At 66.6% G+C, this 12,675-nt stretch carries 11 protein-coding genes and 1 pseudogene; 7 read left to right on the top strand and 5 right to left on the bottom strand.

The annotated features are described in order from the left end of the window. On the top strand, positions 1–192 hold a 192-nt coding region (locus PSA7680_RS06935), incomplete at its 5' end, for a transposase (protein ID WP_217808310.1). Here the strand turns inward: PSA7680_RS06935 and PSA7680_RS06930 are convergent. Further along, a complete protein-coding gene (locus PSA7680_RS06930; protein ID WP_085867944.1) occupies positions 189–1,139 on the bottom strand; it encodes an SDR family oxidoreductase in 951 nt (316 codons plus the stop codon). The genes PSA7680_RS06935 and PSA7680_RS06930 overlap by 4 nt on opposite strands. Before the next feature lie 165 nt (positions 1,140–1,304). Here PSA7680_RS06930 and PSA7680_RS06925 point away from each other — a divergent pair, with 165 nt between their 5' ends. The 6 genes and pseudogenes from PSA7680_RS06925 to PSA7680_RS06900 all read left to right on the top strand — a co-directional run bounded on the left by PSA7680_RS06925 (position 1,305) and on the right by PSA7680_RS06900 (position 9,794). Then, positions 1,305–2,195, top strand: coding sequence for an AraC family transcriptional regulator (locus PSA7680_RS06925; RefSeq protein WP_085867943.1), 891 nt, complete (start codon positions 1,305–1,307; stop codon positions 2,193–2,195). Positions 2,196–2,315: 120 nt separating this feature from the next. Further along, complete coding sequence (locus PSA7680_RS06920) at positions 2,316–2,885, top strand: helix-turn-helix domain-containing protein (RefSeq protein ID WP_085867942.1); 570 nt, start codon at positions 2,316–2,318, stop codon at positions 2,883–2,885. 23 nt (positions 2,886–2,908) lie between these two features. Further along, positions 2,909–5,356, top strand: coding sequence for a GcvT family protein (locus tag PSA7680_RS06915; protein ID WP_085867941.1), 2,448 nt, complete (start codon positions 2,909–2,911; stop codon positions 5,354–5,356). A gap of 9 nt (positions 5,357–5,365) precedes the next feature. Beyond that, positions 5,366–6,274, top strand: a complete 909-nt coding sequence (locus PSA7680_RS06910; protein WP_085867940.1) for a homocysteine S-methyltransferase family protein — start codon at positions 5,366–5,368, stop codon at positions 6,272–6,274. Beyond that, a complete protein-coding gene (locus PSA7680_RS06905) occupies positions 6,274–7,356 on the top strand; it encodes a zinc-binding dehydrogenase (protein ID WP_085867939.1) in 1,083 nt (360 codons plus the stop codon). Before PSA7680_RS06910 ends, PSA7680_RS06905 begins: the two co-directional genes overlap by 1 nt. Continuing rightward, positions 7,353–9,794: pseudogene (locus tag PSA7680_RS06900) on the top strand (GcvT family protein). Before PSA7680_RS06905 ends, PSA7680_RS06900 begins: the two are co-directional and overlap by 4 nt. A 93-nt stretch (positions 9,795–9,887) precedes the next feature. On the opposite strand, the gene PSA7680_RS06895 reads toward PSA7680_RS06900, so the two are convergent. The 4 genes from PSA7680_RS06895 to PSA7680_RS06880 all read right to left on the bottom strand — a co-directional run bounded on the left by PSA7680_RS06895 (position 9,888) and on the right by PSA7680_RS06880 (position 12,664). Continuing rightward, on the bottom strand, positions 9,888–10,658 hold the full coding sequence (locus PSA7680_RS06895) for an FCD domain-containing protein (RefSeq protein ID WP_085867938.1): 771 nt from the start codon (positions 10,656–10,658) through the stop codon (positions 9,888–9,890). 130 nt (positions 10,659–10,788) lie between these two features. Then, positions 10,789–11,445, bottom strand: a complete 657-nt coding sequence (locus tag PSA7680_RS06890) for a YiaD family glycine zipper/OmpA-like lipoprotein (protein ID WP_085867937.1) — start codon at positions 11,443–11,445, stop codon at positions 10,789–10,791. Positions 11,446–11,472: 27 nt separating this feature from the next. Beyond that, positions 11,473–11,700, bottom strand: a complete 228-nt coding sequence (locus tag PSA7680_RS06885; protein WP_085867936.1) for a YMGG-like glycine zipper-containing protein — start codon at positions 11,698–11,700, stop codon at positions 11,473–11,475. A gap of 118 nt (positions 11,701–11,818) precedes the next feature. After that, positions 11,819–12,664 (bottom strand): methylated-DNA--[protein]-cysteine S-methyltransferase, encoded by an 846-nt coding sequence (locus tag PSA7680_RS06880; protein ID WP_085867935.1) that lies wholly within the window; start codon positions 12,662–12,664, stop codon positions 11,819–11,821. Positions 12,665–12,675 lie beyond the last annotated feature (11 nt).

The following is a 12,675-nucleotide window of genomic DNA, read 5'->3' as shown; positions in this document are numbered from 1 at the left end:
AACGTCCGCGTGGTCAGGACCGTCGACCGAGACCTCTACCGCGAACGCAACAAGGTCGAACGGTTCTTCAATCGTCTCAAACACTTCCGCGGCATCGCAACGCGATACTTCAAAACCGCAGCAAACTTCCTCGCCGCACTTCACCTCGCTTGCTCAAGGCTCTGGATCAGACATTATGAGTCCACGACCTAGACGGCCCAGCGGAAGCCCGTTGCCTCTTCCGAAACGGTCCAGAGCCGTTCCATAACGGGCTTGTCATAGGCATGCGGCTCAAGCGAGCCCCGCCCCACCGGGCCAACGACCTCCAAGCGGCCCGTAGGGCCGTAGAGCGCGCGCTCGGTGAGCCCGGATTCCGTGGCACACATGACCTCCGGGTAGGCACCCTGTTCCGCGGTCTGGACCAGTGGCGTCTTCTTCATCGCCCAGAAGAGGGCACGCGTGAGGGGGCTGCCACTGGTGGTGATCAGCGACGTGGCCGAAGAGCCCGGATGGCAGACGTAGACACGCACGGATTTCCCCGCGGCCGCGATCCTGTCCTGCAGCTCATAGGCAAACATCATCTGCGCCAGCTTGCTCTGGCTGTAGGCCTTGTTGGAACCGTAGTTCTGCGCCCAGTTCATATCGTCGAACTTGATGGTGCGCAGGCCCATCCGGTAACCGAGGCTCGCCACCACCACGATCCGGCCATGGGACTCCTCCAGCCGGTCAAACAGCATCCCGCAGAGCAGGAAATGGCCGTAGTGGTTGGTGCCAAGCTGGCTTTCAAACCCGTCCACGGTAAGCTTGCGCTCCGGCACCTGCGCGATGGCGGCGTTGCAGATGAGCGCGTCGATCCGGGGCTCAGTGCGCAGCACTTCCGCGGCAGCCTCCCGCACGCTGGCCAGAACCGACAGATCCATACGGATGAAGCGGACGTCGGCCTCCGCCCCGTATTCCGCCTTCAGCGCGGCCACGGCGGCCTGCGATTTCTCGGCACTGCGGTTCAGCATCACCACGGATGCGCCTTTGCTCAGAAACATCCGCGCGGCCTGAAATCCTACCCCGGCGTTGGCCCCGGTGATCACGTAGGTTTTGCCCGCAAGCGACGGCAGCCGCGTGGGCAGCCAGCCCTTGGGGCCGAAGGTCAGATCTTTTGCCATTGGGTTTCCTTTCCGTATCCGGCAGGGCCAGCACGGCCCATAGATGCTCTGTGAGGTGCACATAAATCGCAATGCAGCGCTCAAATAGCGCTGATTATCTCATTTTATTGCCTGATCGTCTCAAACCTATTGCCACTGAACCCTATCCGCCCCTAGATCGCCTGCATGGACAAGACAGCGCTCAGAACACTCATCGCAAGCCGTACCCGTGCAGACGGGCTGACGGAAACCGGCCTTCCGGGCGTGCAGCTGTTTCGCGCCTGCACCGCCATGCCCTGTGCGCCCGCCGTCTATAAGCCCTCCGTCATCGCCATCGTCAGCGGTCGCAAGGAGGCCGTTCTGGACGGGCGGCACTATGTCTACGACGACAGCCAGTACCTGTGCTGCCCGACCTCGATGCCGGTGCAGGCGGGCACGCCTGAAGCCTCCCCCGAAGCCCCGCTCTACGGGGTTCTGGTGTCGCTGGATCGGCGGCTGATGCTCGAGTTGATCATGGACATGGAGAGCACCTCCGGCCCGGGGCAGCGGGCCGAAACGCCCGCGCCAAGCGGCCTTTGCCTCGCGCGCTGGGATGCCGGGTTTGCAGATGCGCTGCTGCGCCTGCTGCAACTGGGCGAAAGCCCGATGGACACGGCAGTGCTTGGCGCGGCACGTCTGCGGGAGCTGTATTATGCGATCCTGAAAGGCGAGGCCGGGCCCTTTGCCCGCGCCGCCTTCGGCGCGGAGAACGCCATTGCCCGCGCCATCGCTCATCTGTCCTCGCACCTGAGCGAGGAGGCCTCGATCGACGGCATGGCCGCCCGCGCCGGCATGAGCCGGGCCGTGTTTCATCGCAAGTTCAAGCAGGCCACCACGCTTTCGCCCATCCAGTTTCTGAAATCCATGCGGCTGAACCGGGCGGCGATGAAGATCGCGGGCGGCATGAGCGTGAACGCTGCGGCGCTGGACGTGGGATACCAAAGTGCTTCGCAATTCAGCCGGGAATTCAAACGGATGTACGGCACCCCGCCCCGGCAATGGAGCGACGCCCAGCGCAGCCTGACCGGGATCGCCTAGGCATGAACGCAGGCTTGCCCGAGGATGAACCGCGACGCCTGTCAAGCCGCGGATGAAATTTCCTTTGACTTTTTCACGAACCTGCCATGAAATTTCTCAAGTGTTTTTCATGGAGCCCCGATGTCCTACGATTCCCGCATCTCCTCTTCGCTCGGCGCGGATCTGCGCGCCCTGCGCAAGTCGCGCGGGCTGACGCTTGGGCAGGTCGCCGCGCATCTCGGAAAATCCGTCGGCTGGATGAGCCAGGTCGAGCGCGACATCTCCAGCCCTGCCTACAACGAGCTGAAAGCCCTCGCGGCGCTCTACGAGGTGCCGCTTTCGCTGCTCTTCGGTCAGGCCGAAGCCCCCGCGAAGGAGCTGGGCCGCATCGTGCGCGCCGATGCCCGCCGCCGGGTGGGCGAGGCGGACGCGAGCCTGGTGGAGGAGCTGCTTTCGCCCGATCTGACCGACAGTTTCGAGGTGATCCATTCCACCTTCCGCCCCGGCGCCCGCTCGCCCGGCCCGATCACCCGCCCCACGCAGGAAGTGGGCTACCTGATCTCGGGCCGGCTGAAGATCTGGCTGGACGACGACGCATTTCTCATCACCCCCGGCGACAGCTTCCGTGTCCGGAACCAAAGCCTGCGCTGGGAAAACCCGTTCGAAGAACCGGCGGTCGCGATCTGGGTGATCTCGCCGCCCGTCTACTGACACCAGCCAAGGGGAGCGCTGCCATGGCCGATTTTCCAACAACCGCCCGAGTCGTCATCATCGGCGGCGGTGCCGTGGGGGCCTCGGGCCTCTATCATCTCGCGAAGGCCGGCTGGACGGATTGCGTGCTGCTGGAAAAGAACGAGCTGACGGCGGGCTCCACATGGCACGCGGCGGGCAACATCCCGACCTTCTCCAACAGCTGGTCGATCATGAACCTGCAGCGCTATTCCACCGAACTCTACCGGCGCCTGGGCGACGAGGTGGACTACCCGATGAACTACCACGTCACCGGCTCCGTCCGGCTGGCGCACGGCCCGGAGCGGATGCGCGAATTCGAGCGCGCCGCCTCCATGGGGCGGTACCAGGGCATGGACATCGAGATGATGTCGGTGGCGGATCTGAAGGACGCCTACCCCTTCATGGAGACCCATGATCTGGCCGGCGGGCTCTACGATCCCAACGACGGCGACATCGATCCGAGCCAGCTGACGCAGGCCTATGCCAAGGGCGCGCGGGACATGGGCGCGAAGATCCTGCGCTTCACCCCGGCCACCGGCGTAAGCCGCGAAAACGGCGAGTGGATCGTGCACACCGACAAGGGCGACATCCGCTGCGAATACGTAGTGAACGCCGCCGGCTACTACGCCCAGCGCGTGGGCGAATGGTTCAAGCCCTACGGCGGGCGCACGGTGCCGATGATGGTGATGAGCCATCAGTACATGCTCACCGACGAGATCCCCGAGATCGCTGAATGGACGGCCGCCAACGGCCGCAAGCTGCCGCTTCTGCGCGACGTGGACACCTCCTACTACCTGCGGCAGGAAAAGACCGGCCTGAACCTCGGCCCCTACGAGCGCAACTGCAAGGCCCACTGGATCACCCCCGACGATCCCATGCCCGACGATTTCAGCTTCCAGCTCTACCCGGACGATCTGGAGCGGCTGGAATGGTACATCGAGGACGCCATGGCCCGCGTGCCGCTGCTGGGCCAGACCGGGATCAACAAGGTGATCAACGGCCCCATTCCCTACGCGCCCGACGGGCTGCCGCTGATCGGCCCGATGCCCGGCGTGCCCAATGCGTTCGAGGCCTGCGTCTTCACCTTCGGCATCGCGCAATCGGGCGGCGCCGGCAAGGTGCTGGCCGAATGGATCACCGAGGGGCAGACGGAATGGGACATGTGGTCCTGCGATCCGCGCCGCTACACCGACTACACCGACACCGACTACTGCATCCAGAAAGGCATGGAGGTCTACGGACACGAATATGCCATCCACTTCCCGCATCATGAATGGCCGGCGGGGCGGAACAAGAAGCTCTCTCCGCTTCACACGCGCCTTCTTGATGCGGGAGCCCAGATGGGCGCCTACAACGGCTGGGAGCGGGCGAACTGGTTCGCCAAGCCCGGCGATGACACCAGCGAGGAAGCCACCCATACCTTCGCCCGCAAAGGGCCGTGGGAGCCCCGCGTGCGGGAAGAATGCGAAGCGGTGCGCGACGCGGCCGGCATCCTGGCGATCACGGGCTTCAGCCGCTTCAAGGTCGAGGGGCCGGGTGCGAAGGACTACATCGACGGCCTCACCGCCTCGCGCCTGCCGGCGCCGGGCCGCATCGGCCTGATCTATTTCGCCGACGCGCGGGGCCGCATCGTGACGGAGATGTCCTGCATGGTGCACAGCGACACCGAAGTGGGGCTGATCACCGCGGCGCTGGCCCAGTGGCACGACGGCGAACTGCTGTCGCGCAACGCACCCGAGGGCATCACGGTGACCGATCACACCAAGAACGTGGAGTGCCTGCTGCTCACGGGGCCGAAATCCCGCGAGATCCTCGCGCCGCTCACCGATCACGATCTCTCCAAGGGCTGGCTGACCACGAGCCTTGAGGGCCACGTGGCGGGCAAACCGGCCGCGCTGGTGCGCGTCTCCTTCGCGGGCGAACTGGGCTGGGAGATCCACTGCGCGCCCGAGGATTCGCCGGCGATCTGGGATGCGCTCACCGGGGCCGGGGCCAAGCCCTTCGGCATGTATGCGCTCAACAGCCTGCGGCTGGAGAAGGGCTACCGCGCATGGAAGGGCGACCTGTCCACCGATTACTCCCTCCTCGAAGGCGGGCTGGACCGGTTCATCAAGCTCGACAAGCCGCGGGATTTCCCCGGCAAATCCGCGCTTCTGGCCGAGAAACAGCGCGGCGTCGCCAAGCGTTTCGCCACGCTGATCGTGGACAGCCCGGAGTTCGACGCGCCCTACATGTCCAACCTCTGGCACGGTGGCGAGATCGTGGGCGAAACCACCTCCGGCGGCTACGGCTACCGGGTGGGGGCCTCGATCGCGCTGGCGATGCTGCGCGCCGATCTGTGCACGCCGGGCACCGAACTGGAGGTGGAGATCTTCGGGCAGAAATTCCCGGCCACGGTGCAGGAGGACGCGCCGCTCTGGGATCCCGAGAACACCCGCATCCGGGCCTAGGAGGCCACCATGGCACAGATCATGCTCAAAGATGGCGGCACCGGGCAGGAGTTGCTGCGCCGCTCCTCCATGAGGCCGCACCCGCTGTGGTCGGCCAAGGTGTTGATGGAGGAGCCCGAGATCGTGCAGGCCGTCCACGAGGATTTCCTGCGCGCCGGTGCACGGGTTCTGACGCTCAACACCTATGCCACCACGCCCGAGCGGCTGGCCCGCGAGGGCGCGGCCGAGATGTTCCGCCCGCTTCAGCGGCGCGCCATCGAACTGGCTCATGCTGCGCGCGCGGCGGCGGGTGCTCCGGGCACGCGGATCGCGGCCTGCCTCTCGCCGCTGCATGGCTCCTACCGGCCCGACATGTCCATCACGGTGGCGGACCTTCTGCCGCTCTACGCCGAAATCATCGAGGGGCAGGTGGAGGCGAGCGACCTGGTGCTGGCCGAAACGCTATCTGCCCTGAGCGAGATCGAAGCCGCCACCCGCGCTGCATTGGACACCGGCCTGCCCACATGGGTTGCCGTGACGTTGAAGGATGACGGCAGCCCCACCTTGCGCTCCGGCGAGCCGCTCTCGGGCGCCGTTGCACTTCTCAAGGATCTTGCGCCCACGGGCCTCATGCTCAACTGCTGCCGGCCCGAGGCGATCAGCGCCAATCTGAATCTGCTGGCGGACGCCGGCCTGCCCTTCGGGGCCTATGGCAACGGCTTCACCGGGATCGACAGCCTCGCCATCGGTGGCACCGCCGACGTGCTGGCCGCACGCAGCGATCTCACCCCGGAGGCCTACGCCCGCTTCGCCCTGGATTGGGTGCAGGCCGGCGCCTCTTTCGTGGGGGGCTGCTGCGAAGTCGGCCCCGATCACATTGCAACGCTCGCCGGCGCACTGGAAGCGGCGGGCCATGACATCACTGGAGAAATTGCCTGATGGACGCCCTGCCCCCCCTGATGAAAGGCGTCGTGCTCACAGGGCACGGCGGCCCGGAGAAGCTCGTCTGGCGCGAAGATCTGCCCGTGCCGCAGCCCAAGCCGGGCGAGGCGCTGATCCGCGTCCATGCCGCCGGGATGAACAACACCGACATCAACACCCGCTTGGGGTGGTATGCAGAGGAGGTAAGCGGCGCCACGGGTGAGGACGTGGAAGTCACCGAAGCGGCCGCCGGTGGCTGGGCCGGCGCGCTGCCCTTCCCGCTGGTGCAGGGCGGTGATCTCTGCGGCACCGTCGTGGCGCTCGGTGAGGGCGTGGACGAAGGCTGGCTGGGCAAGCGCGTCACCGCCCCGCTGGTGATGCCGCGCCCCACGGCGGAGAACCCCTTCGGCATGGAATGCATCGGCAGCGAGCGCGACGGCGCCTTCGCCCAGTTCTGCGCCCTGCCCGTGTCCGACCTTTACGACGTCGGCGCCTCACCCCTGAGCGACATCGAGATCGCCGCTATTCCCTGCGCCTTCGGCACCGCCGCCGCGCTGCTGAAACGCGCGGGCGTGGCGGCAGGCAAACGCGTGCTGATCACCGGGGCCTCGGGCGGCGTCGGCATGGCCGCCGTGCAACTGGCCCATCTGCAGGGCGCGCATGTGACGGGGCTCACCTCGGCCAGCAAGGCGGAAGCCGTGCGCGCCGCCGGGGCCTCCGAGATCCTGCTGCGCGAGGAGACTCCGCCGCGCGATGCTTTTGACTGCGTGGCGGACGTGGTGGGCGGCGCGGGCTTCGGCGCGCTGATCGACGCCCTGCGCCCGGGCGGCACCTACGCTGTTTCGGGTGCCATCGCCGGACCGATCGTCCAGATGGATCTGCGCAAGATCTACCTGAAGGATCTCAACCTCGCGGGCTCCACCTACCAGCCGGCCGAAGTCTTCGCCGGGCTGATCGATCTGGTCAACTCCGGCCGCCTGCGCCCGCTCGTGTCGAAAACCTATCCCCTGCAGCAGATCCATTCCGCGCAGGACGATTTCCAGAGCAAGCGCTTCCCCGGCAAGCTCGTGCTCATCCCGCCTCAGGAGGTTTCCGAATGACTGTGCCCACCGAGGCCCGCGTCGTCATCATCGGCGGTGGCGTGATCGGCTGTTCCGTCGCCTACCACCTGGCCCGGAAGGGCTGGACGGACATCGTGCTGCTGGAGCGCAAGCAGCTGACATCGGGCACCACCTGGCATGCCGCCGGGCTGATCGCGCAGCTGCGCGCCACCCAGAACATGACGAAGCTCGCGAAATACTCGCAGGAGCTCTACGGCGGGCTGGAGGCCGAAACCGGCGTCGCCACGGGCTTCAAGCGGGTCGGCTCGATCACCGTGGCGCTCACCGAGCACCGCAAGGAAGAGATCCTGCGCCAGGCCAGCATGGCGCGCGCCTTCGGGGTGGAGGTCGATCCGATCACACCGGAGGAGGTGAAGGCTAAATACCCGCATCTGAACACCGATGGCGTGCTGGCGGGCGTCTACCTGCCCAAGGATGGGCAAGGCGATCCGGCCAATATCGCGCTGGCGCTGGCCAAGGGCGCCAGGCAGAACGGCGCGAAAGTCTTCGAGCGCACCAAGGTCACCGCGATCCGCAAGGATGGCCGCCGCGTGACGGGGGTGGACTGGCAACAGGGCGAAGACAGCGGCCATATCGCCTGCGACATGATCGTGAACTGCGCCGGCATGTGGGGCCATGAAGTCGGGCGCATGGCCGGCGTGAACGTGCCGCTGCACGCCTGCGAGCATTTCTACATCGTCACCGAAAACATCCCCGGCCTCGCCCAACTTCCGGTGCTGCGGGTGCCCGATGAATGCGCCTACTACAAGGAAGACGCGGGCAAGATCCTACTCGGGGCCTTCGAGCCCACCGCCAAACCCTAGGGCATGGGCGGCATCCCCGAGAGCTTCGAATTCGATCAACTGCCCGAGGATTTCGACCACTTCGAGCCGATCCTTGAAGCCGCCGTCAACCGCCTGCCGATGCTGGCCGAAGCCGGCATCCACACCTTCTTCAACGGCCCCGAAAGCTTCACCCCCGATGACGCCTACCATCTCGGCCTCGCCCCGGAGATGGAGAACGTCTGGGTCGCCGCCGGGTTCAACTCCATCGGCATCCAGTCCGCCGGCGGCGCGGGCATGGCGCTGGCGGAATGGATGGACAGCGGCGAGAAGCCCTTCGATCTCGGCGACGTGGACATCGCGCGGATGCAGCCCTTCCAGGGCAACAGGCACTACCTTTTCGAACGCTCCAAGGAGACGCTCGGCCTGCTCTACGCCGATCACTTCCCCTACCGCCAGAAGGCCACCGCCCGCGGCATCCGCCGCGCGCCCTTTCACGCCCATCTGCTGGAACAGGGCGCGGTGATGGGCGAGATCGCGGGCTGGGAGCGCGCCAACTGGTTTGCCGATCCGGGCCAGGAGCGCGCCTATGAATACAGCTGGAAGCGCCAGAACTGGTTCGAAAACAGCGCGCGGGAGCATCGCGCAGTGCGCGAAAACGTGGGCATGTACGACATGTCCTCCTTCGGCAAGATTCGCATCGAGGGGCGCGATGCCGAAGCCTTCCTCAACCGCATGTGCGGCGCGGAGATGCGGGTGCCGGTGGGCAAGATCGTCTACACGCAGATGCTCAACACCAACGGCGGGATCGAGGCCGACGTGACGGTGACGCGGCTTTCCGAAACCGCTTACCTCATGGTCACTCCCGCCGCCACGCGGCTGGCGGATGAAACCCGCCTGCGCCGCCATGTGAACGATTTCAACGTGGTCATCACCGATGTGACCTCTGCGGAAGGCGTGCTGGCGGTGATGGGGCCAAACGCGCGCAGGCTGCTCCAGAAGGTCTCGCCCAACGATTTCAGCAACGCGGCCAACCCCTTCGGCACCGCGCAGGAGATCGAGATCGGCATGGGGCTCGCGCGGGTGCATCGCGTCACCTACGTGGGCGAACTGGGATGGGAGGTCTACGTCTCCTCCGACATGGCCGGCCACGTCTTCGAAACACTGCACGCAGCCGGGCAGGAGATGGGCCTGAAACTCTGCGGAATGCACATGATGGACAGCTGCCGCATCGAGAAGGGCTTCCGCCACTTCGGCCACGACATCACCCCGGAAGACAACCCGGTGGATGCCGGGCTCGGCTTCGCGGTGAAGGTGGACAAGGGCGATTTCATCGGCCGCACCGCCGTCGCCACGCGCAAGGAAAGCGGGCCGAAGATGCGGATGCTGCAGTTCAGGCTTACCGATCCCGAGCCCCTGCTCTACCACGCCGAACCGATCCTGCGCGACGGCGAAGTCGTCGGCTACCTGACCTCTGGCAACTACGGCCACACCCTCGGCGGCGCCATCGGCCTCGGCTACGTGCCCTGCGAAGGCGAGAAACCCGCCGAGGTCCTTGCCTCGACCTACGAGATCGAAGTGGCCGGCACCCGCATCCGCGCCGAAGCCAGCCTGAAGCCGATGTATGATCCCACCTCGGAGCGGGTGAAAGCCTGAGTGCGCGCCCCTTCCTCTCGCCGAAAATACCTCGGGGGGAGGCGCCCGCAGGGCGGCGGGGGGCAGAGCCCCCTGATCCGGCGCCGCCTGCGCCTAGCGGCGGCGGCTTTCGTGCTCCAGCCTCTGGCGGGCGATGGCCTCGTTCTGATCGGCCTTCTGCTGATCCTTCAGCGCGCGCTCCACGTAGTTCAGATGGGCCTCCACGGCGGCCCGGGCCGCGGCCGGATCGCGGGCCTGCAGCGCGCGGTTGATGGCGGCGTGCTGGTCCAGCAGGCTGTCGCGCGTGGTGCGCTGCTTGAACATGATCTGGCGGTTGTAGAACACCCCTTCGCGCAGCAGCCCGAACATGGAGCGCATCATGTGCAGCATCACCACGTTGTGGCTGGCCTCGATGATCGAAAGGTGGAACTCCGCGTCCAGCGCCGCCTCGTCGGCCGGGTTGCGCTTGCCATGCGCCGCTTCCATCTTGCGGAAGATCGTGTCCACGACCTTCAGGTCGGTGTCCGATCCCAGCCGCGCGGCGCGCTCCGCCGCCAGCCCTTCCATGTCGCGCCGGAAGTCGATGTAGTCGAAAACGGCTTCGTCATGGCTGGCGAAGAGCGTCACCAGCGCATCCGAGAAGGCCGCCTCCAGCACCTGCGCCACGAAGATGCCCGCCCCCGCGCGCGCCTCCAGAAGCCCGCGCTCCTGCAGTTCGGCGATGGCCTCGCGCAATGACGGGCGCGACACCCCGAGCCGCTCGGCCAGCTCGCGTTCGCTGGGCAACCGTTCGCCGGGGCGCAGGATGCCGCGCAGGATCAACTGTTCGATCTGGCGCACCACCGAACGGGAGAGCTTCTCGGCTTCGATCTTCTGGAACGGCATGTGTCCTCCGCTAAAATTGGTAAGAACATATGACCACCGAAGGGCGGGAACAATGAAAAAAGCCGGGCCTCTGCCCGGCTTTCCCATGCGTTTGCCCTGTGTTTCCCGGTTGTATCCCGGGTGATCCGCGTCAGGCGGTGGGGCGGATGATCACTTCCACGCGGCGGTTCTGCGCCTTGCCCTCCTCGGTGAGGTTGGAGGCGATCGGCTGATCCTCGCCACGGCCGATCGGCACCAGCCGGTTGGAGGGCACCCCGTTGCTGACGAGGATGCTGGCCACCGATTGCGCCCGCTGAAGCGAAAGCGTCTGGTTGTAGGCCGCCGCGCCGGTGTTGTCGGTGTGGCCCACGACCTCGACGACCGAGTCCGGATATTGCGTCAGGTTGGTGGCCAGAGCCCCGAGATCGCCGTAGATCGACGGGTTCACCGCGGCGCTGTCGGTGGCGAAGAGAATGCCCTGCGGCATGATCACCTTCAGCTCGCTGCCCGTGTTCACGATCTGGATGTTGCTGTTGTTGATGCTCTGGCGCAGGGCCGCTTCCTGCTGATCCAGCCGGTTGCCGATCAGGCCACCCGCCGCGGCGCCGGCCGCCGCCCCCAGGAGGGCGCTTTTCGTCGGGTTGCTGCCGGCGGTCGCCAGCCCGGCAAGCCCGCCGACGACACCGCCGATGATGGCGCCTTCCTGGGTCTTCTGGGCCCCGTTGGGAAGATTGGCCGGATCGGTGCACCCGGCCAGCGCGAAGGCTCCTGCCGTGGTCAGCAGGAGCAGGGTACGAGTCTGGAACATCTATGTCTCTCGATAGCCGCGGGGCGATCAGTTGTTGTCTTCGGCATTGCCGAGAACGGCGCCGGCCGCGCCGCCGATCAGGGCGCCGGTGGCCGCGGATTTCGTCGGATCGCTGCCCGCCGTCGCCAGGCCGACGAGCGCGCCCGCCGTTGCGCCCTGCGCCGCGCGCTTCTCGGACTGGGACATGCCATCACAGGCGCCAAGCGCCAGAACGCCAAGGGCGGCCACGAAAACGGAAACTTTTGCTCGGGACATTTCTCTGCCTCTCAAAATGTGTCGTGTATCGGCGAGTATATCACCGACGTCCGGGCTGCGTAGGCGAAAAACTTGCCCCGTCGGCGGCTTTTTGCCGTGTCCGGCGGTCCTTTCGGGATCAGGATGCCTGCGCTTCGGCGCGGGCGGCTTCATAGGCCAGCATGGCCCGTTTCACCGGCAGCCCCCAATGGTAGCCGCCCAGCCCGCCCGTCTTGCGCAGCGCCCGGTGGCAGGGGATGAGCCAGCCCACGGGATTGCGCCCCACCGCCGTGCCCACCGCGCGCACCGCCGTCGGCCGGCCGACGGCCGCCGCGATCTCGCCGTAGGTGCTGACCTGCCCCGAGGGGATCGACAGCAGCGCCTCCCAGACCTTGATCTGGAACGGCGCGCCGATGAGATGCAGCCGGGCCTCGCCCTTCTGACGGAAGGCCGCCTCGACCCAGGGCGCGATCGCCTCGGGCGCCGCCTCGAATCGCGCCTCGGGCCAGCGCCCGGCCAGATCCTCGAAGGCGGCCGCCTCGCCGATCTCGTCAGTGAAAGCCAGCCCGCACAGCCCGCGATCCGTCCCCATGGCGATCACCGGCCCGAAGGGGCTTTCGAAGGCGCCGTGGCGGATCACCAGCCCTGCGCCCTTGCGCGCGTATTCCCCCGGGCTCATGGCCTCCCACCGCAGGAACAGATCATGCAGGCGCCCGTTTCCGGTGAGGCCCAGCTCGTGCACCGTTTCCAGCGTGGTGAAATTCTCGTGCAGCATCCGCTTGGCGTGGCCGAGGGTGAGATACTGCTGCACCCGCTTGGGCGAGACCCCCGCCCAGCGGCTGAAGACCCGCTGGAAATGCGCCGGGCTCATGTGCATCCGCGCCGCGAGATCCTCGAGCGAAAGCGCGGCCCCGCCGGCAGCGTCGATCTCGGCGATGGCGCGTTTCATCACGCCGTAGTGGTAAAGGTCTTCCGGATGTTTCATGCGGCAACTCC

This window comes from Pseudoruegeria aquimaris (assembly GCF_900172235.1).
GTDB lineage: Bacteria > Pseudomonadota > Alphaproteobacteria > Rhodobacterales > Rhodobacteraceae > Pseudoruegeria > Pseudoruegeria aquimaris.
The sequence above is the reverse complement of the archived record's forward strand: the minus strand, read 5'-3'. Positions and strand labels throughout refer to the sequence as shown.